16 protein-coding genes are annotated in these 19329 nt (G+C 72.3%); 13 read left to right on the top strand and 3 right to left on the bottom strand.

Going from position 1 to position 19329, the window contains the following annotated elements:
- Positions 1-72 precede the first annotated feature (72 nt).
- Positions 73-4005, bottom strand: coding sequence for an ATP-dependent RNA helicase HrpA (gene hrpA / locus KV394_RS17060; RefSeq protein ID WP_247981975.1), 3933 nt, complete (start codon positions 4003-4005; stop codon positions 73-75).
- Between the two features lie 43 nt (positions 4006-4048).
- Here hrpA and KV394_RS17055 point away from each other — a divergent pair, with 43 nt between their 5' ends.
- The 3 genes from KV394_RS17055 to KV394_RS17045 all read left to right on the top strand — a co-directional run bounded on the left by KV394_RS17055 (position 4049) and on the right by KV394_RS17045 (position 8115).
- Positions 4049-5284: a heparan-alpha-glucosaminide N-acetyltransferase domain-containing protein gene (locus KV394_RS17055; RefSeq protein ID WP_247981974.1), complete on the top strand. Its 1236-nt coding sequence runs from the start codon at positions 4049-4051 to the stop codon at positions 5282-5284.
- Entirely contained in the window at positions 5281-6120 is an 840-nt protein-coding gene (locus KV394_RS17050) for an aldo/keto reductase (RefSeq protein ID WP_247981973.1), read from the top strand. The genes KV394_RS17055 and KV394_RS17050 overlap by 4 nt, the downstream gene beginning before the upstream one ends.
- 192 nt (positions 6121-6312) lie before the next feature.
- A complete protein-coding gene (locus KV394_RS17045) occupies positions 6313-8115 on the top strand; it encodes a thioredoxin domain-containing protein (protein WP_247981972.1) in 1803 nt (600 codons plus the stop codon).
- Positions 8116-8118: 3 nt separating this feature from the next.
- Here KV394_RS17045 and KV394_RS17040 read toward each other — a convergent pair whose 3' ends face one another.
- Positions 8119-8337: a hypothetical protein gene (locus KV394_RS17040; protein ID WP_247981971.1), complete on the bottom strand. Its 219-nt coding sequence runs from the start codon at positions 8335-8337 to the stop codon at positions 8119-8121.
- Positions 8338-8527: 190 nt separating this feature from the next.
- Here KV394_RS17040 and hisC point away from each other — a divergent pair, with 190 nt between their 5' ends.
- The 3 genes from hisC to KV394_RS17025 are packed head-to-tail and all read left to right on the top strand — an operon-like array spanning position 8528 to position 11515.
- A complete protein-coding gene (gene hisC / locus KV394_RS17035) occupies positions 8528-9640 on the top strand; it encodes a histidinol-phosphate transaminase (protein ID WP_247981970.1) in 1113 nt (370 codons plus the stop codon).
- The gene (locus KV394_RS17030; protein ID WP_247981969.1) at positions 9637-11028 is read left to right on the top strand and encodes an amino acid permease; all 1392 of its coding nucleotides are present in this window, start codon (positions 9637-9639) and stop codon (positions 11026-11028) included. The genes hisC and KV394_RS17030 overlap by 4 nt, the downstream gene beginning before the upstream one ends.
- Positions 11029-11032: 4 nt before the next feature.
- Positions 11033-11515 (top strand): Lrp/AsnC family transcriptional regulator, encoded by a 483-nt coding sequence (locus KV394_RS17025; protein WP_136028578.1) that lies wholly within the window; start codon positions 11033-11035, stop codon positions 11513-11515.
- A 31-nt stretch (positions 11516-11546) separates the two neighbouring features.
- Here the strand turns inward: KV394_RS17025 and KV394_RS17020 are convergent, their stop codons facing one another.
- Positions 11547-13100, bottom strand: coding sequence for a dolichyl-phosphate-mannose--protein mannosyltransferase (locus tag KV394_RS17020; RefSeq protein ID WP_247981968.1), 1554 nt, complete (start codon positions 13098-13100; stop codon positions 11547-11549).
- Positions 13101-13285: 185 nt separating this feature from the next.
- On the opposite strand from KV394_RS17020, the gene KV394_RS17015 reads away from it, so the two are divergent.
- The 7 genes from KV394_RS17015 to KV394_RS16985 all read left to right on the top strand — a co-directional run bounded on the left by KV394_RS17015 (position 13286) and on the right by KV394_RS16985 (position 19301).
- The gene (locus KV394_RS17015; protein ID WP_136045277.1) at positions 13286-13612 is read left to right on the top strand and encodes a hypothetical protein; all 327 of its coding nucleotides are present in this window, start codon (positions 13286-13288) and stop codon (positions 13610-13612) included.
- Positions 13613-13644: 32 nt separating this feature from the next.
- Positions 13645-13881, top strand: coding sequence for a hypothetical protein (locus KV394_RS17010; protein ID WP_136045276.1), 237 nt, complete (start codon positions 13645-13647; stop codon positions 13879-13881).
- Between the two features lie 9 nt (positions 13882-13890).
- Entirely contained in the window at positions 13891-14712 is an 822-nt protein-coding gene (gene rsmI / locus KV394_RS17005; protein ID WP_206253074.1) for a 16S rRNA (cytidine(1402)-2'-O)-methyltransferase, read from the top strand.
- Between the two features lie 16 nt (positions 14713-14728).
- The gene (locus KV394_RS17000) at positions 14729-15355 is read left to right on the top strand and encodes a class I SAM-dependent methyltransferase (RefSeq protein WP_247981967.1); all 627 of its coding nucleotides are present in this window, start codon (positions 14729-14731) and stop codon (positions 15353-15355) included.
- Positions 15356-15406: 51 nt separating this feature from the next.
- Complete coding sequence (locus tag KV394_RS16995; RefSeq protein ID WP_247639076.1) at positions 15407-16516, top strand: LacI family DNA-binding transcriptional regulator; 1110 nt, start codon at positions 15407-15409, stop codon at positions 16514-16516.
- 143 nt (positions 16517-16659) lie between these two features.
- Positions 16660-18324: an ABC transporter substrate-binding protein gene (locus KV394_RS16990; RefSeq protein WP_247981966.1), complete on the top strand. Its 1665-nt coding sequence runs from the start codon at positions 16660-16662 to the stop codon at positions 18322-18324.
- Positions 18321-19301 (top strand): ABC transporter permease, encoded by a 981-nt coding sequence (locus KV394_RS16985; protein ID WP_136028586.1) that lies wholly within the window; start codon positions 18321-18323, stop codon positions 19299-19301. The genes KV394_RS16990 and KV394_RS16985 overlap by 4 nt, the downstream gene beginning before the upstream one ends.
- Positions 19302-19329: the final 28 nt, after the last annotated feature.

Here is a 19329-nt window from a genome sequence, read left to right as displayed (position 1 = left end):
ACCGTCGGCGCCCGGACAGGATCAGCGCCCGGACCGGATCAGCGCCGGGGCAGGATCAGCGCCGGGGCAGGATCAGCGCCCGGACAGCGCCTTCATGATCCGCTGCGGCGAGACCGGCTGCGCGGTGCCGAGGCGCTGCGCGAACACGCTCACGCGGTACTCCTCCAGCAGCCACCGCACCTCCACCAGCGTCGGCGGCGCGTCGGGCGGCAGCGGGATCGTGCCGCCCGCCTCGGTGAACGCGGTCGCCATGCGCTCGAACTCGGTCAGCCGCGCCCGGTCCTTGCCCGGCTCGTTCGCCAGCGTCTTCAGGCGGTCGAGCATGCCGTCGAGGTAGCGGGGGTAGTGCGCGAGCCGGTCGATGCCCGCCGCCGACACGAACCCGGGGTGCAGCAGACCGCTCAGCTGCGTGCGGATGTCGTTCAGCGGTCCGAGCAGCGCCAGGGAGTTCTGCGCCTTGATGCCCCGCTCGACCTCGCGCGCCTTGACCAGGATCCGCGCCACCAGGGACACGGCGGCGAACAGCTCGTCCACGAGCACCGCCGACACCGCCTCCCGGACGCGGGCGAACGCGGCCTCCGTGCGCACGATCCCGCGACCGGCGCCGTCCGGCCCTCCGGTCGACGCGTCGATCACGCGGCGGGCGACCGCGGCCCTGGCGTCTTCGATCAGCGCCGCGGCGGAGGGATACGGCGACGCCGCGAGCGCCAGCTTCTCCTGGCTCGTCAGATGCTCCTGCACGTACGACGACGGCGAGGGCACCGTGAGCAGCACCAGCCGGAGCACGCCGTCCCTGGTCGCGGTCGCGGCGGCCTCCGCGGTCGCCTCCACGCGTACGGAGACGCTCTTGCCCGCGTCGACGATCGCCGGGTAGCCGCGCACGACGCCGCCGGCGACCCGGGTGTCGAGCACCTCGGGCAGGTCGCCGAAGGTCCACGCGGTCAGCCCGGTCTGCTCCACCGGGGCGGCCGCGACGCGCTCGGCGCCCGCCGCCGCGGTCGGGCTCGCGCGTCGTGACGGCGCCGCGATGGAGCGGGCGACGCTGCTGCGGGCGCGGTCCGACAGCTCGGTCTGCAGCGCCCGGAGGTCGCGCCCCGAGCCGACCACGCGGCCGCGTTCGTCCACGGCGCGGAAGTTCATGCGCAGGTGCGCGGGCACGCGGTCGTCCTCGAAGTCCGCGGCCGACACGAGCTGGTTCGCGAGAGGCTGGATGAGGCGGGCCAGTGCCTCCTTGAGCGTGCGCGGGGGAAGGCCCTCGTGCGACTCCGGGCCCTGGTCGGCCAGCTCGGCGCCGAACTTCTCCGCCCAGTCGGCGGCGGGCACCACGTGGCGGCGGATGGCCTTGGGCAGCGCGCGCAGCAGTCCCGTGACGAGCTCGGCGCGCAGACCCGGCACCTGCCAGTCGAAGCCGCGGTCCTCGATCTGCGCGAGCAGCGGCAGGGGCAGCACCACGCTCACGCCATCGTCGGGGGCTCCGGGCTCGAAGCGGTAGGCGAGCCCCAGCACCTGGTCGCCCTGCGTCCACCGCGTGGGGAACTCGCGCTGGTCGGCGCGGTCGGCCTCGTCGACCAGGTCGCTCTCGCGCATCACGAGCAGCTTCGGCGCGGTCGTGAGCGCCTCGCGCCACCACTTCTCGAACGAGCGCACATCGAACACGTCGGCGGGGATGCGCTCGTCGTAGAAGCGGAACACGGCCTCGTCGCCGGCGAGGATGTCGCGGCGGCGCTCCCGCTCCTCCAGCTTCTCCAGGCGGCGGCGCAGCTCGGCGTTGCTGCGCCAGAACGCGCTCACCCGCTTGTCGATGCGCGACGGATCCCACTCGCCCTCCACGAGCGCGTGCCGCACGAACAGCTCGCGCGACGCGGCTCGGTCGATGCGGGCGAACTGCACGCGGCGGCGGGGGATGATCTCCACCCCGAACAGCGTCACCTTCTCGAAGGCGACGGCGGCGCCGGCATCCTTCGACCAGTGCGGCTCCGTGACCTGACGCTTCGCGAGGTCACCGGCCAGCGGCTCGGCCCACGCGGGGTCGATCTGGGCGACCGTGCGGGCGAAGGTGCGGGAGGTCTCCACGATCTCCGCCGCCATCACCGCCCGCGGGCTCTTCTTGCGCAGCGCCGAGCCGGGGAAGATCGAGAACCGGATGCCGCGGGCCCCGCGGTACTCGGTCACCCGGCGCTTCGGGTCCTTCGCGGGGGAGTGGCTCTTGCTGGCCGGGGCGGTGCGCTCGTCGAGGATGCCGATCTGCGACAGCAGACCAGACAGCAGGGCGCGGTGGATCGCGTCGGGGTCGGCCGCGCCACCCGCCTCCGCGCCGCGCTCCGGGTTCTTGCCGAGCGTGCGCAGCTGGCGGTGCACGTCGAACCATTCGCGCACGCGCACGTAGTTGAGGTGCTCGGCGCGGCACAGCCGGCGGAACGCGCTCGACCCCAGCTCGCGCTGCTGCTCGCGCAGGTGGTTCCACAGGTTCAGCAGGGTCAGGAAGTCGCTCGTGGGGTCGGCGAAGCGCGCGTGCAGGCGGTCGGCCTCCTCGCGGCGCTCCTCCGGCCGCTCCCGCACATCCTGGATCGTGAGTCCGGCGACGATCGCGAGCACGTCGCGCAGGACGGCGCCGCTGCGGTCGCGTCCCGCCTCGAGGAGCATGCGCGCGAACCGCGGATCGATCGGCATGCGGGCGATGTCGCGGCCCACGCGCGTGAGATGCGTCGAGCCGTCCCGCCGCGACGGCTCGACCGCGCCCAGCTCGGTGAGCAGGTCGAACGCGGCCTTCACGCCGCGGGAGTCGGGCGGGGTGAGGAACGGGAACGCCTCGATGTCGCCGAACCCCAGCGACAGCATCTGCAGGATGACCGAGGCGAGCGAGGTGCGCAGGATCTCCGGCTCGGTGTACTCCGGGCGCCGGTCGTAGTCCTCCTCCGAATAGAGGCGGATCGCGATGCCCTCGCTCGTGCGGCCGGCGCGCCCCGAGCGCTGGTTCGCGGAGGCCTGGGAGATCGCCTCGATCGGCAGGCGCTGCACCTTGGAGCGGTTGCTGTACCGGGAGATGCGGGCGGTGCCGGTGTCGATCACGTACTTGATGCCCGGCACGGTGAGGCTGGTCTCGGCGACGTTCGTGGCGAGCACGACCCGCCGTCGCACACCCGCCACGCGACTGCGCTCGAACACCCGGTGCTGTTCAGCCGCCGAGAGCCGTCCGAACAGCGGCAGCACCTCGGTGGGGGAGCGGTCCTTCCCGTAGGCGCCGCGCACCGCATCGGCCGCATCACGGATCTCGGCCTCGCCGGGCAGGAACACCAGCACGTCGCCGGGGGCTTCACGGTCCAGCTCGCGCAGGGCCGCGACGATCGCGGACACCTCGTCCTCCGGGTCGCCGGATGCCGATGCGTCCTCGTCCGCGTCGTCCACGAGGGGCCGGTAGCGGACCTCCACCGGGTACGTGCGGCCGGAGACCTCGATGATCGGGGCGGGGGTGCCGTCGGCGGCGGCGAAGTGCCGCGCGAAGCTCTCCGGGTCGATGGTCGCCGAGGTGATGATCACCTTGAGGTCGGGGCGCTCCGGGAGGATGCGGGCGAGGTAGCCGAGCAGGAAGTCGACGTTGAGGGAGCGCTCGTGCGCCTCGTCGATGATGATCGTGTCGTAGCGCGTGAGCAGCCGGTCGCGGTGGATCTCGTTGAGCAGGATCCCGTCGGTCATCAGCGCGATGCGCGTGGCATCGGAGACCTTGTCGGTGAAGCGCACCTTGTAGCCCACGAGCGTGCCGAGCTCGACGTGCAGCTCCTCCGCGACGCGCTCTGCGATCGTGCGGGCGGCCAGGCGACGCGGCTGCGTGTGGGCGATGCGCTCGCGCCCGAGTTCGAGCGCGATCTTGGGCAGCTGGGTGGTCTTGCCCGAACCGGTCGCGCCCGCGACGATCACGACCTGGTGGTCGCGCACGGCGTCGGCGATCTCCTCCCGCGCGGCGCTGACGGGCAGCTCCGGGGGATAGGAGATCACGGGGGAGGACATAGCCCTCCATCGTATGCCGGGATGCGCGCCCTACGATCAACTCGTGACCTCCCCCCTCGCGCCCACCCGCTGGTTCCGGGACTTCGGCCGGCCCCCGCGCATCCTCGGCCTCGACGTGGCCAGGGCCCTCGCGATCCTGGGCATGGCCGCCGCCCACGTCGGCGAGCTCCGGCCGTTCGCGTGGGGCGACCCGTCCACCTGGACCGACCTGGTGAACGGCCGCTCCTCGATCCTGTTCGCTCTGCTCGCCGGGGTGTCGATCGCGCTGATGACGGGGCGCAGCACGCTGCCCGCTCCCGAGCGCATGCCGACGCTGCGCCTGAACCTGGTGGGCCGGGGTGCGGCGATCTTCCTGATCGGTCTCGCGCTCGAGATGCTGAACACGCCCATCGCGGTGATCCTCACGCTCTACGGGCTGCTCTACGTCGCGGTGATCCCGTTCCTGCGGTGGCGGGCGTGGCAGCTGCTCCTCGCGGCCGGGGTGCTCGCGCTCGTGGCCCCCGCCGCGCTCGCGCTGCTGAGCGCGCTCGCGCTGGAGCCCTACGGCGCAGGGCTCGGCTTCGCGCTGTACGGCGTGTACCCGCTGACGGCGTGGCTCGCATTCGTGCTGGGCGGCCTCGCGCTCGGCCGGCTGCACGTGGAGCGACTCCGCACGGCGGTCGTCGCGCTCGCTGTCGGCGTGCTGCTCGCGGTCATCGGATACGGGCTCGGCGCGGTCGGCCAGGCGGCCGGAGTCGGGGGCGAGGACGGTGGCATCGGCTCCGGCGACGGCGGCTTCGGATTCGGCTCCGGGTGGGACGCGTACCCCGCGGCGCTCGCGGGGCTGGACCCGCTGCGGTCGGTGCTGTCGGCGTTCTTCGGCGTGGAACCGCACTCCGGGGGCACGGCCGAGATCCTCGGCTCCGGGGGCTTCGCGCTCGCGGTGGTCGCGCTGTGCCTGCTGCTGAGCCGGCCGCTGCGGTGGGTGTTCCTGCCGCTCGCGGCGCTCGGCTCCATGCCGCTCACGGCATACACGGTGCACGTGGTGTCGATCGTGGTGCTGGTCGGCCCCGGCGGCTTCGTGCAGAGCACGGCCTTCTGGCTCCTCACGGCGGTCGCACTCGTGGTGGCCGCGACGCTGTGGTCGATCCTCTTCGGCCGCGGACCCCTCGAGCGCCTCGTGGGTCGGGCGGCGCAGGCCATGGCCTCGGTGCCGGTCGACCGACGCGGTGCCTCCGCCGACACGGAAAGACACGATCCCGCCACACCTGTCATCACAGGTCATAGGCTGGACCCATGACCACCATTCCCTCTCTCGAACTCAACGACGGCAACTCCATCCCGCAGCTGGGCTACGGCGTCTTCAAGGTGCCGCCGGCCGAGACCGAGCGCGCGGTGAGCGAAGCGCTGGAGATCGGCTACCGCCACATCGACACCGCCGCGATCTACGGCAACGAGGAGGGCGTGGGCGCCGCGATCGCCGCCTCCGGCATCCCGCGCGACGAGCTGTTCATCACCACCAAGCTCTGGAACGACCGCCACCACGACGACGAGCCGCGTGCGGCGATCGGCGAGAGCCTCGAGAAGCTCGGGCTCGACCGGGTCGACCTGTACCTCGTGCACTGGCCCACCCCGGCGAAGGACGACTACGTGCACGCGTTCGCGAAGCTCATCGAGCTGCGCGAGGCCGGACTGACCCGCAGCATCGGCGTCTCGAACTTCCTCGTGCCGCACCTGGAGCGCACCGTGAAGGAGACCGGCGTCGTCCCGGCCGTGAACCAGATCGAACTGCACCCGGCCTACCAGCGTCGCGAGGAGGTCACGTGGGCCGACGCGAACGACGTGCGCATCGAGGCGTGGGGTCCGCTCGGTCAGGGCAAGTACGACCTGTTCGGTATCCCGGCGGTCGCCGACGCGGCCGCGGCCCACGGCGTCACCCCGGCGCAGGCGGTGCTGCGCTGGCACCTGCAGAAGGGGATCATCGTCTTCCCGAAGTCGGTGCGCCCCGAGCGTCTGCGCGAGAACCTCGACGTGTTCGGCTTCGAGCTGACCGACGCGGAGATCGCCGCGATCGACGCCCTCGACCCGCTCGACGGTTCGGGTCGTGTCGGCTCGCACCCCGACGAGGTCAACTGACGGGAACCCCCGCCCCCCGGGAGCCGGCCCGATCGACCGGTCACGCAACGGACCGGTCGCGCCGACCGACCACCACCCCCGCACCCGGACGCCCCGTGTCGCCGCTCGCGACGCGGGGCGTTCGCGGGGGAGCCGCGATCCGTGCTCACCGGCGCAGCCCGCCGTGCCGCCGCGCGGCGTAGCGTGGACGGCATGACCAACCGGCTCGCGGACACCCTCAGCCCCTACCTCCGGTCGCACGCCGAGAATCCAGTCGACTGGTATCCGTGGGGCGAGGAGGCGTTCGCGGAGGCGCGACGGCGGGACGTGCCGCTGCTGATCTCGATCGGCTACTCCACGTGCCACTGGTGTCACGTGATGGCCCGCGAGTCGTTCTCCGATCCCGTCACGGCCGCGCTGATCGACGAGGGCTTCGTGGCGGTCAAGGTCGACCGCGAGGAGCACCCGCACGTCGATGCGGCGTACATGGCCGCGGCGTCGGCGTTCACGCAGAACCTCGGCTGGCCGCTCACGGTGTTCACGACGCCGGGTGGCCGCGCGTTCTTCGCCGGCACCTACTGGCCGCCCGAGCCCCGGCCGCCGATGCCCGCGTTCCGCGAGGTGCTCGCGGCCGTGCGGGAGGCGTGGACGGTGCGGCGCGCGCAGGCGGAGGAGTCGGCGGACGCGGTGACCGAGGCCCTCGCCAGGGCGGCCGAGTCCGCGCCGTCCGACCTGCCCGACGCGGCGGCGATCGTCACCGCCGCCGAGGGGATCGCGGCCAGGGAGGACCGGCTGTTCGGAGGCTTCGGCGGGGCGCCGAAGTTCCCGGTGGCGACCACGCTGCGGCTGCTGCAGCATCCGCTGGTGCGGGCGGGTTCTCCCGACGCCGGGGCAGCGGCCACGCGGGCGCTCGCGGCCATGTCCGGCTCCGACCTGCGCGACGAGGACGGCGGCTTCTTCCGCTACGCCACGCAGCGGGACTGGACGGTGCCGCACTACGAGCGCATGCTCACCGACAACGCGCAGCTGCTGGAGGTCGCGCTGGACGAGGGGGATACGGGCACCGCCCGCGGCATCGCCGGCTTCCTCCTGGGCGTGCTGCGACGCGACGGCGGCGGCTTCGGGGCTGCGCAGGACTCGGAGTCGTGGATCGACGGGGTGCGCAGCGAGGGCGGGTACTACCAGCGCCCGGTGTCCGCGCGCGGCGAGCTGGAGCCTCCCGCGGTGGACGGCAAGGTCATCACGGGCTGGAACGGCCTCGCGGTCGGGGCGCTGGCCAGGGCGGGGATGGCTCTCGGCAAGCCCGACTGGGTCGAGGCGGCGGCCGCGGCGGCCGATCATGTGCTGCGCGTCAACCGCGGCGACGACGGCGCGCTCGCCCGGGCGTCGCTCGACGACCGCGCCTCGGCAGCCCCGGCGACCGCGGCCGACCTCGCGCTGTTCGCTGAGGGGTTGCTGGGCCTCGCCGCCGCGACCGGGGAGGCCGAGTGGGCGGTCACGGCGCTGCGGCTGCTCGACCCGGCCCTCGACGGTGCCGCCGGCGCCGACCCGCTGCTTGCGGCGCAGGGCATCGCGACCTCGCCCGACCACACCGACGGCGACCTCCCCTCCGACGCGGCGGCGGTGGCGGGCGCTGCGCTGGCGGCGTGGCGGCTCGGTGCGGGGGACCGGTACCGCGAGGAGGCGGTCGCCCGGGTGCGGATGCTGGCGGCGCGTGCGCTCGGTCAGCCGTTCGCGCACGGGAGCCTGCTCCGGGTGGCCGCGGGGCTGGTCGCACCGCCCCGTCAGCTCGTGGTCGTGACCGACGACCGCGACGGGGCGCTCGCCCGCGCCGCGCGGGACGCCGACGCCGACGTGCTCGCGGTGGTGTCGCCTGCCCAGGCCGCCGCGTTCGCCGCGGCGGGCTTCGAGCTGTTCGAGGGCAAGGCCGCGACGCCCGAGCGCCTGTACGACTGCCGGGCGTTCGTGTGCCGGCTTCCCACCGCCGACCCCGCCGAGGTCACGAGGGAACGCTGACGCTCATCCCTGGTTGCGCGGATGCCGCCGCGCCACGCGCTCGTTGCCCCGCCGGTAGTCGCCGGTGAGGCGGGCCATCAGCAGTTGCGGGTCGCCGCTCTCGACCTCCGTGAGGAAGTCCCGTGCCCGCGGGCCGCGGAGGACCGTCGCGCGGACGCCGCGATGACGGATCTCGACCTCGTCGCCGTGCACCGTGTACTCGAATCCGGAGGGGCGTCCCATGCGGCGAGCGTACCGCGCGGCGCCCTCCACCCGCTCCCGGAGTCGACTGGGCAATCTGCCCAGGGTGGACGGCACGCCGGGCGTTCGATTGCGCGCGATGCCCACCATTCGCTGCACCGATTGCCCAGGGGGTGACGTGCGTTCTAGGGTGGCGCGACACCACCCGGATCACAGCAAGGATGCTCTGACGATGCCCCTCTCCGCCCGTCCCGGCCTCGACGCCGTCCCCGCCTACCGTCAGGGCCGCTCGGCCCCCGCCGGTGCCTCGAAGCTCTCGTCCAACGAGTCCCCGCATCCGCCCCTGCCCTCCGTCGTGCAGGTCGTCCAGGAGCGCGTCGCCGGCATCCACCGCTATCCCGACATGAGTGCCGCGGCCGTGCGGCAGGCGCTCGCCGCGCGCTACGGCGTCGACGTCGACGAGGTCACGGTGGGAGCCGGATCGGTGGAGATCGCGGCCCAGCTGATCCACGCGGTCGCCGGCGCGGGTGACGAGGTCGTGTTCGCGTGGCGGTCATTCGAGGCGTACCCCTCGCTCGTGCGCATCGCGGGGGCCACGCCCGTGCCCGTTCCGCTCGACGCGCAGCACGGCCACGACCTCGACGCGATGCTCGCCGCGATCACCCCGCGCACCCGACTGGTGTTCGTGTGCAACCCGAACAACCCCACCGGCACGGTCGTCGACGCGGACGCGCTCGAGCGCTTCGTGGCCGCCGTGCCGCGCGACGTGCTCGTGGTGATCGACGAGGCGTACGTGCACTTCGATCGCACGGCGAGCCGCGGCGCCGGCATCGAGCTGTTCCGCCGCCACCCGCACGTCGCGGTGCTCCACACGTTCTCCAAGGCCTATGGTCTCGCCGGCCTGCGCATCGGCTATGCGATCGCCCCGCGCGAGATCGCCGAGGCGCAGCGCAAGGTGGCCGTGCCGTTCGGTGTGACCGACCTGGCGCAGGCCGCCGCCCTCGCGTCGCTCGCGGCGGAGGAGGAGCTGGCCATCCGCATCGACGAGGTGGTCGCGCAGCGCGAGCGCCTGTACGCCGTGCTCACCGCCGCGGGCTGGCCCGCCGTCCCGTCACAGGCCAACTTCGTCTGGGTCCCGTCGGGGGAGCGCACCGCCGAGCTCGACGCCCTCCTGCACGCCGGGGGTGTCGTCGCCCGCGCCTTCCCCGGCGAGGGCATCCGGATCTCGTCCGGCTCCGCCGCCGACATCGACAGGGTCGAGGCCGCCCTCGCCGCCGCGGTCTCCGGCGGCGACGCCGCGCACGATTCCGACCGCGACTCCGACCTGATGGGGGTGTCCGCGTGAGCGTCGAGGTCCCGGTCACGACCACCACCACGAAGGGCCTGCATCCCGGGCTCACCCGGCGCCAGATCTCCATGATGGGGCTCGGCGGCGCGATCGGCGCCGGGCTGTTCGTCGGCTCCGGCCAGGCGATCGGGATCGCCGGTCCCGCGGTCCTCATCTCGTATCTGGTCGCCGGCGGCATCGTCGTGCTGGTCATGGCGATGCTGGCCGAGATGGTCGCGGCACGCCCCAGCTCCGGCGCGTTCAGCTCCTACGCCCAGAAGGCGATGGGGCGCAGCGCCGGCAGCGCGGTCGGCTGGCTCTACTGGATCCAGCTGATCGTGGTGATCGCGGCCGAGGCGACCGGGGCGGCGGGCATCGTGGCCGGCTGGATCCCCGGCGTGCCCGCGTGGGTGTGGGTGCTGGTGTTCGTGGTCGCCCTCACCGCGGTGAACCTGTTCGGGGTGCGCAACTACGGCACCTTCGAGTTCTGGTTCGCGGCGATCAAGGTCGCCGCGATCATCGCGTTCCTCGTGGTCGGCGTGTGCGCGATCGTCGGCCTCATCCCCGGTGTTCCGGCCACGGGTGTGTCGAACCTCGTGGACGAGGGCGGCTTCGCACCCAACGGCATCACCGGCATCGCGGCGGCGCTCCTGATCGTGGTGTTCGCGTTCGGCGGCACCGAGGTCGTGGCGATCGCGGCGGCCGAGTCCGACGACCCGGCGCGCAACATCCGCCGCATCGTGCGCGAGGTGCTGGTGCGCATCCTCATCTTCTACGTCGGCTCGATCTTCGTGATCGTCGCGGTGCTGCCGTGGGACGACCCCGCGGTGGAGGCCGGTCCGTTCTCGGCGGTGCTCGACACGCTCCATGTGCCGGGTGTCGGTCTGGTGATGGACCTCATCGTCGTGGTCGCGCTGCTGTCGGCCATGAACGCCAACATCTATGGCGCCTCCCGCATGGCGTATTCGCTGGGGGAGCGCGGACTGGCGCCGCTGGCGGTCACCCGCACGAGCCTCACGGGCGTGCCGTACCTGGCGGTGCTGGCGTCGGTCGCGTTCGGGTTCGTCACGGTCGGGCTGAACTGGGCGTTCCCCGATGTGGTGCTCCCCGCCCTGTTGAACGTGGTGGGCTCGACGCTGCTGGTGATCTGGACGGCGACCGCGGTCTCGCAGATCGTGCTGCGGCGCCGGGCGGACCGCGCCGGCGAGGCGATGCCGATGCGGATGTGGGGCTTCCCGTGGATCTCGTGGCTGTGCTTGGCCCTGCTCACCGGGGTGATCGCCCTCGCGATGATCGACCCCGCGGCACGCACGCAGCTGCTGCTGACCCTCGGGCTGACGGTCGTGCTGCTGGTGGTGGCGCGGCTCACCCGTGGTGTGTCCCGTCCCGGCGTGGTGCGGGAGTAGCGGCGTGCGCATCGACCGGCTGGACGCCGCGCTGATCCGGTTGCTCACCGAGTCGCCGCAGCTGCCCATCCTGGAGTGTGCGCGGCGGCTGGGCATCGCACGCGGCACCGCCACCAGCCGGCTCGCGCGACTGCACGAGGGCGGGGTGATCGAGGCGATCGTGCCGCGCGTCGACCCGGCCGGCTTCGGATACGGCATGGTCGCGTTCTGCCTGGTCGAGATCGATCAGAAGGTGGGGCACGACGAGGTGGCCGCCGCGCTCGCGGACGCGGTGCCGGAGATCGTGGACATGCACACCGTGACGGGGGCGAGCGACATGCAGCTGCGCCTGGTCGCGCGCGATGCCACGCAGCTGCAGGAGGTGCTCGACCGGGTCGCCGTCGTGCCGGGGGTGGCGCGCACGGCGTCGTCCATCGCGATGCGTACGCACCTGTCGGGGCGCGTGCTGCCGCTGGTCGAGCACGTGGCCACCGACGACGCCGGCTGAGCACCGGCCTCGCCGTCGGGGGCTCCCGTGCTCAGATCCAGCCGGGCAGCCAGTTGTGCAGCCGCCAGAAGTCGTACGGCACGCTGATCCCCAGCCACAGCGGCAGGAAGAACGCCGACACGAGCACGACCACGGTCAGGAACACCACCACGGTGCGCTGTCCGGACTGGCGCCGGTGCAGCGGATCGTCGCGTGTCCCGGCGATGATCCGCAGCGTCATCGTCAGCGCGAGCACCAGGAACGGCATCATGACCACCGTGTAGAACTGGAAGATCGTCCGCTCGGGGAACATCAGCCAGGGCAGGTAGGTCACGGCGAGCCCCACGAGCGGCAGCGTGAGCGCCGGTTCGATCGGCTGACGGGCGATCCACGCGCGCACCAGGCGGTACAGCAGGTACACGCCCGCGGCGACGCCGCCGTACCAGATCAGCGGGTTGGGGATCGCGGAGATCACGCCGATGCAGTGGTCGACCCCGCACGCGGTCGGATCGGGGTCGACCCAGACGGCGGTCGGTCTCAGCAGGAACGGCCACTCCCACGCGGGGCTGGCGTAGGGGTGCCCGCGGCTGAGCCCCACGTGGAAGCCCAGCATCGCCTGGTGGTAGTTCCACAGCGCGAGCAGGGGGTTCGCGTCGCTGCCGCGGTCGTAACCCTTGTCGGTCACGAGCCACCCGGTCCAGCTCGCGAGGTACACGGCCGCGGCCGGCAGCACCAGCAGCACGAACGACACGGGCCCCTGGCGGAACACGGCGGACGCGGGCCACACGACCACACCGCCGCGGCGCCGGGCCAGCGCATCGGTGACCACCACGTACAGCCCGAAGCCGGCCAGTACGTACAGGCCCGACCACTTCACGGCGCACGCCGCCCCCAGCGCGAGACCCGCGGCGACGAGCCACGGGCGGCGCCACAGCACCGGACCCCACAGCGGGTCGGGGGCGTCGGGGTCGCGACGCTCCAGGAGGGGGATGGTGCGTTGCCGGTCGAGCAGCACGAACAGCACGCCGAGCAGCACGAAGAAGGTGAGGATGCCGTCGAGCAGCGCGATGCGGCTCAGCACGATGCTCAGTCCGTCGATCGCGAGAAGGGTGCCCGCCACGGTGGCCGCGACCACTGATCCGGTCAGCCGGCGGGCGATCAGGTACACCAGCAGCACGGAGCCCGCACCCAGCAGGGCCGTGGCCAGCCGCCAGCCGGCGCTGTTGTCGGGGCCGCCGATGGCCATGCCGAGCGCGATGAGCCACTTGCCCAGCGGCGGGTGCACGATGAACGCGCCCTTGTTCGTGAGCGGCAGCTCCTGCAGGGTCTGGAAGGCCTCGTCGGCGCCCTGCCCCCAGACGCCCTCGTAGCCGAGGGTCCACAGCGACCAGGCGTCCTTGACGTAGTACGTCTCGTCGAACGCCAGCTGGTGGGGGTGCCCGACGTTCACGAGCCGCAGCACCGCCGCGAGTGCCGTGACCACGAGCGGTGCGAGCCACCCGATGGCCCGTCCCCAGTCGGCGGCGTGCAGCACGCGGTCGCGCAGCCGCTCGTACCGCGTCGCCCGCGCCTCGGGGGGAGGCAGCAGGGGCTGGGGCGCGGTCACCGCTCCAGCCTAGACACCCCGCTTCCGTGTGCCCGGAAGTGTGCGCTTCGCCGCGGTTTCGCCGCGTGCCGCGTCAGAGCACGAATGCCGATATTCCAGGAGTTCGAGGGCGGGAGCGAGAGCAGTCGAGTATCCGGCGCTGTAGCGTGAGACTGTCCACGTGTGAGGACAGATAGGACGCGTTCATGATCATTCGGTTCTCCTCAAGACTCACCGCGGCCGCGGCTCTGGCCGTCGCATCCGCCCTGGTTTTCCCGCCTTCGGCGTCAGCAAGCGTTGAAGCGGCGATGGGGCGAGGGGCGTCGGTCTCCGAAGTCGCGGTCGTGGGGCGCGCGCTGCCGTCGCGCGACCTCGGTCCGTGTTGGGCGCAGGCCGGGAGAGTTGTCGGAGGCTTTTTCGGTTCGATCGGTGTGACGATCGTCAGTCCCGGCTGGAGTGTCGCCGCATGGGCGGCGTATCTGGGACAGATTGCGCAGGAGAAGCGCACGAGCACCGGGGACTTCGCATGTTGACTCATCCTGTCGAGACGGAGAGGAGGTCCCCCATGGATCAGAGTCCGACGACGAAGGCGCGGCCCAGCGGGGCACGGATCACTGGGTGGATCGCCACTCTGTTCTGCGCCGGCCTGGCTTTCCTCAACGCCGCTCTTGCGACCGAGGTCGCTTTCCGGATCTTCTTCGTCGCCTGCGGGGTGCTGCTCGTGGTGGGCGTGATCTCCATGGTCATCCGCTGGTATCGCGAGAGCCGTCGCGGCGATCAGGATGGCCACCCGCCCGCCTAAGCTGGGCGGGTGATCATCCTCGCCGCCACGCCCATCGGGAATCTCGGGGACGCGTCCCGGCGTCTGGTGGAGGTGCTGGAGAACGCGGAGGTCGTGGTCGCGGAGGACACCCGCACCACGCAGCGGCTTCTGCAGGCGCTGCAGATCGCCAACCGCCCGCGCCTGATCGCGCTGCACGACCACAACGAGAAGCAGAAGGCCGCGGAGCTGGCGGCCCTCGCCGCGGACACCGATGTCGTGGTGATGAGCGACGCGGGCATGCCGACCGTGAGCGACCCGGGCTACGGGCTCGTGGCCGAGGCCGTGGCGCAGGGGGTCACGGTCACCGCGATCCCCGGTCCGAGCGCCGTGCTCATGGCGCTGGCGATCTCGGGTCTGCCGACCGACCGCTTCACGTTCGAGGGGTTCCTGCCGCGCAAGCCGGGGGAGCGCCGGGCGACCCTGACGGCGCTCGCCGCGGAGCCGCGCACCATGGTGTTCTTCGAGTCGCCGTCGCGCCTGGCCGCGACGCTCGCCGACATGGGGGCGGCGTTCGGCGAGGACCGCCGGATCGCGGTGTGCCGGGAGCTGACGAAGCTGTACGAGGAGGTGCGCCGCGGGACCGCCGCCGAGCTCGCCGCCTGGGCCGCCGACGGCGTGAAGGGCGAGATCGTGGTCGTGGTCGAGGGCGCGCCCCGCCGCGCGGTGTCGGCCGACGACGCGCTGGCCCAGGTGCAGGCCCTGGTCGCGGACGGCACGCGCCTGAAGGAGGCCGCGGCCGAGGTGGCGGCGCAGACCGGCCTCTCCACGCGCGACCTCTACCAGGCCGCCCTCGCCGCCCGTACCCGATGAGCTCGGGGGGCACCCGGTGACGACACCGGCGGAGGCGCACGACGCCATCGCGGCCGCCTACGACCGCCGCGCCGCGGAGTACGTCGCGATCGCCGGCACGGTGGAGCAGCTGGACCCCCGCGACCGCGACACGATCGATCGCTGGCGCCGAGCCACCTCGGGTGCCCTGCTCGACGCCGGGTGCGGTCCCGGGCTGTGGACGCGGTTCCTCCACGACGCGGGGCACGACGTGTCGGGCATCGACCTGTCGGCGGAGTTCGTCGCGGAGGCCCGCACGCGGCACCCCGGCCTCGACGTCACCCAGGGCTCCTTCCTCGCGCTGCCGCAGCCCGCCGGGTCGCTGGGCGGCGTCCTCGCGTGGTACTCGCTCATCCACACGCCGCCGACCGAGGTGCCCGCCGCGCTCGCCGAGTTCGCGCGCGTGCTCGCGCCAGGGGGACGACTGCTGCTGGGCTTCTTCGACGGCGAGCCGCGCGCGCCGTTCGACCACGCGATCACGACCGCGTACTTCTGGTCGGCGGAGGCGCTCACGCCGCTGCTCGCCGCCGCGGGGCTCGAGGTCGAGGAGACTGAGACCCGCGCCCGCGTGCCCGGGGAGGCGAGCACGCGCCCGCACGGTGCGCTGATCGCCCGCCGGGTCTGATCTACGCTGTCCTGACACCCGATCCGACGACTCGACCCTGGGGGATCCGCCGTGAGCAAGGCCGCGACCGTGTACGACGTCGCCGCGCACGCGGGCGTCTCGATCGCCACCGTGTCGCGGGTGCTGCGGTCGCCCGATGCCGTACGACCGGCGACCCGCGAGCGGGTGCTCGATGCGGTCACGGCTCTCGGCTACGTCCCGAGCGGGAGCGCGCGCGGGCTGGCCGAGCGCCGGACGGGCGTGCTGGGCCTGTACTTCCCGGGGTTCGACGCGGCGGAGGACGCCCCCGCGCTCGACGTCCTGTCGAGTGCGGGAGCCGCGGCCCCGCCGTTCACGGTGGTGGAGGACGAGGGCGAGCCCGGCGCCCCTGCCACCTCGATGCTGTTCCTGGACGAGGTGCTGCGCGGGGCCGAGCTGGAGGCGTGGAAGCAGGGCTTCGTGCTGATGGTGGGCGTGGGGCGCGACGACCCCGACCGGTCGACCGTGCGGGACATGGCTGGTCGTGTCGACGGGCTCATGGTGCTCGCGAGCAGCGTGCCGGACGACGTGCTGGCGCGGCTCGCGCGCCGCATCCCGGTCGTGGTCCTGTCCGGTCCGCCGCGCGGCGACGACTACGACCATGTCACGGTCAGCAACGCCGAGGCGATGGGCGAGCTCACGCGGCACGTTCTCGCGCAGGTCGGGGAGGGTGCGGTCGCGTTCCTCGCGGGTCCCGCGGACTCGCCCGACGCGGAGCAGCGGCGCGAGGGCGTGGTGGCGGCCGTGGCGGCGTCGGGCCGGGCGACTGAGGAGCTGCGGCTGCTGCGCGGCGACTTCACGCGGGCGTCGGGGCGGCGCGCGGCCGAGGAGCTGCTGCGCGACGGCGCACCCCCGTCCGCGGTGATCGCGGCGAACGACCAGATGGCGCTGGGGGTCGTCGACGTGCTGCACCGCGCGGGCGTGCGCGTGCCCGACGACGTGCTCGTGACCGGGTTCGACGGCATCGATGCCGCCGCCCTCTCCGTCCCCCCGCTGACGACGATCCGGCAGCCGATGATCGAGCTGGGCCGGGCCGCGGTGCAGGTGCTGGCGCGCCGGCTGGAGGAGCCGGAGGCCCCGCCCGCGGTGGTGCGGCTGCCGTTGCAGATCCTCCTGCGGGAGAGCTCCGCGCGACCCGCCTGACGCGCCTCGAACGGACGGGAGCGCGGTGTCAAGGGGTTGCCGATCGCAAATGTATGCGCTTACACTCGCTCATGCGGCTTCGGCCGACGGACGCTCCGACCCGTGGGGCGCCCATCATGACAGAGACGACATGAGGTCCCCCAGTGGCAGAGACGCACACCTTCCGACGCTGGCGCAGAGCCGCCGTCGTGGGGCTCGCGGCCGCGGCGATCGCGCTCAGCGGCTGCAGCATCCAGATCAGCTCCCAGCCCGACCCCTCCATCGGCGAGGACACGATGCTGATCAACGCCGACCACGGCAACCCGTTCTTCACGAAGAACTTCAACCCGTACCTGACCAACACGCGCACCGCCTCGCGGTGGATCTACGAGCCGCTGATCCTGGTGAACCCGCTCGACGGCGAGCTCAACCCGTGGCTGGCCTCCGCGTGGTCGCAGCCCGACGCCCGCACGATCGTGATGACGCTGCGCGACGGGGTCGAGTGGAGCGACGGCGAGGACTTCACGGCCGACGACGTCGCCTTCACGTTCCAGCTGCTGAAGGATGAGCCGTCTCTCGACATCAAGGGCGCCTGGCAGCACATCGACTCGGTCGAGGTCGACGGCTCCGACGTGATCTTCCACCTGCAGAGCGAGGATGCCCCGTCGCTGTCGATCCTCGGCCAGACCATGATCGTGCCGGAGCACATCTGGAAGGACGTGCAGGATCCGGGCACCTGGCGCAACGAGGATCCGGTCGGCACCGGCCCGTTCGTGCTCGGCAACTACAACGACCAGCAGTACTCGATGGACCGCAACCCCGACTACTGGCAGGCCGACCGGATCGAGATCGAGCACATCATCCTCCCGGCGACCAACAGCCAGCTCGACACCGTCACGCGCGGCTACGACTGGGCGTACGCGTTCATCTCCGACGTGGAGGGCACGTGGGGCGCCGCTAGCCCGGACAACACCTGGTGGTTCCCGCCGGGCGGCGTGATCTCGCTGGTGCCGAACCTCGAGGTCGCCCCGTTCGACGACGTCAACGTGCGCCGCGGCATCGCGCTCGCGCTCGACCGCGAGGAGATCGCCGAGACCGCGTCCGAGGGCTACATGAAGCCCGCCGGCCAGACCGGCCTGATCCTGCCGAACCAGGAGCAGTACCTCGACCCCGAGATCCCCGACGCGGGCATGATCGCGCAGGACGAGGACGCCGCGCTCGCCGCCTTCGCCGAGTCCGGCTACACGCTCGACGGCGATCGGCTGGTGGGGCCGGACGGCGAGCAGCTGGAGTTCTCGCTCACCACCGCGAACGGCTTCTCCGACTGGACCCGCGCCGCGCAGACCGTGCAGCGCCAGCTCGGAGACATCGGCATCAAGGTCTCGCTGAAGCTGCCGCAGCCCGCGGGCTACCAGAGCGCGATCGGCAACGGCGACTTCGAGATGGCGATCGGCGGCATGGGCAACGGCGACGTCTACCAGGCGTTCAACAGCCTGCTCTCCAGCGACTTCTACGTGCCGTCCGGGGAGTCGACCACGAACAACTTCGAGCGCTACCGCTCGCCGGAGGCCGATGCGCTGCTCGCGGAGTACCGCGCGACGGTCGACCCGCAGCGCCAGGGCGAGATCGTGCACGAGCTGCAGAACATCGTGTACGACGAGCTGCCCGTGATCGGCATGTATTACGGCGGCATCTGGGGCCTGTTCAACGACGCGAAGTTCACCGGGTGGCCGTCCGCCGACGACCCGTACATGATCCCGCAGAACTACGACTCGGCGCCCCTGATGATCTTCACCCACCTGAAGCGAGTGAACGGAGACGACCAGTGAAGTACGTCGCCCAGAAACTCGGCCTGTTCGTCCTGACCCTGTGGGCCGCGGTCACGCTGAACTTCTTCCTCCCGCGCATGATGCCCGGCTCGCCCGCCGACGCCGCGATCGCCAAGCTCTCGCAGAACGGACCCGTGTCGGATGCGACCAGGGCCGCGATCGAGGCGCAGCTCGGCGTGCCGACCGGCTCGCTGTGGGACCAGTACGTCGCCTACCTCGGTCAGGTCGTACGGCTCGACTTCGGCGTCTCGTACACGTTCTACCCGCAGTCGGTGTCGAGCATGGTGTCCACGGCGCTGCCGTACACGCTGGGCCTGGTGGGCATCGTCACGATTCTCGCGTTCGTGATCGGCACCCTCATCGGCGTGATGGCCGCGTGGCGGCGCGGCACCTGGCTCGACTCGCTGCCCACGCTGACCGGCTCGTTCCTCAGCACGTTCCCCTACTTCTGGACCGCGCTGCTGCTGCTGTTCTTCCTCGGGTACGTGCTGCACTGGTTCCCGACGACCGGCGCCTACTCGGCGACCACGACGCCCGGGTTCACGTGGGACTTCATCGTCGACCTGGTGCGTCACGCGTTCCTGCCGGCGCTGACGATCCTGCTCACGTCGCTCGGCGGCTGGATCATCGGCATGCGCAACGCCATGATCAACACGCTCGGCGAGGACTACATCACCTTCGGTGAGGCCAACGGGCTGCGCGGGCGCACGATCGCGCTCCGCTACGCCGCGCGCAACGCGATCCTGCCGAACCTCACCGGCTTCGGGCTCACGCTCGGCGGCGTGGTGGGCGGCTCGATCCTCGTGGAGCAGGTGTTCGGGTATCCGGGCATCGGCTACCTGCTGTTCAACGCCGTGATCGGGCAGGACTACCCGCTCATGCAGGCGCTGTTCCTGATGATCACCGTGAGCGTGCTCATCGCCAACTTCCTCGTGGACATCCTCTACGGGGTACTCGACCCGAGGACGCGCCGATGATGATCCCTCCTTTCCCTGTCCGCCTGCA

It is taken from the genome of Microbacterium sufflavum (assembly GCF_023101165.1).
GTDB classification, from domain to species: Bacteria; Actinomycetota; Actinomycetes; order Actinomycetales; family Microbacteriaceae; genus Microbacterium; species Microbacterium sufflavum.
The sequence above is the reverse complement of the archived record's forward strand: the minus strand, read 5'-3'. Positions and strand labels throughout refer to the sequence as shown.

What these genes read in the sequence shown, in the direction of transcription:
- hrpA (WP_247981975.1), bottom strand. Translation starts at nt 4,005, where the DNA reads ATGTCCTCCCCCGTGATCTCCTATCCCCCGGAGCTGCCCGTCAGCGCC.
- KV394_RS17050 (WP_247981973.1), top strand. Translation starts at nt 5,281, where the DNA reads ATGACCACCATTCCCTCTCTCGAACTCAACGACGGCAACTCCATCCCG.
- KV394_RS17045 (WP_247981972.1), top strand. Translation starts at nt 6,313, where the DNA reads ATGACCAACCGGCTCGCGGACACCCTCAGCCCCTACCTCCGGTCGCAC.
- KV394_RS17040 (WP_247981971.1), bottom strand. Translation starts at nt 8,337, where the DNA reads ATGGGACGCCCCTCCGGATTCGAGTACACGGTGCACGGCGACGAGGTC.
- hisC (WP_247981970.1), top strand. Translation starts at nt 8,528, where the DNA reads ATGCCCCTCTCCGCCCGTCCCGGCCTCGACGCCGTCCCCGCCTACCGT.
- KV394_RS17015 (WP_136045277.1), top strand. Translation starts at nt 13,286, where the DNA reads ATGATCATTCGGTTCTCCTCAAGACTCACCGCGGCCGCGGCTCTGGCC.
- KV394_RS17010 (WP_136045276.1), top strand. Translation starts at nt 13,645, where the DNA reads ATGGATCAGAGTCCGACGACGAAGGCGCGGCCCAGCGGGGCACGGATC.